1 pseudogene is annotated in these 256 nt (G+C 45.3%); it reads right to left on the bottom strand.

The annotated features are described in order from the left end of the window. A pseudogene (locus tag AB4512_RS24390) lies at positions 1-256 on the bottom strand (two-component sensor histidine kinase); the annotation flags it as partial.

Raw genomic sequence — 256 nt, forward strand, 5'->3', positions numbered from 1 at the left:
AGTTTGGCGGCTTGGATGAGTTCGTCTTGTGTCTGTCTCAGTACATGTTCGGTTTCGATACGATGTTTAATCTCGACGTGCAGCTCTGATGTGCGCTCAAGCACTTGAAATTCTAGCTTTTGCTTGGCTTCAGATTGCAGCCTATCAATTTGGGCACGCCTTTGTTGTCGATGGTGATTGAGCTGCATCGTTAGATAAATAATCGCAAAGATAAGGCTGAGAACTACAAGGTAAGCCACCAAGTCCCACCAAACTA

This window comes from Vibrio sp. 10N.222.52.B7 (assembly GCF_041474275.1).
GTDB classification, from domain to species: Bacteria; Pseudomonadota; Gammaproteobacteria; order Enterobacterales; family Vibrionaceae; genus Vibrio; species Vibrio crassostreae_C.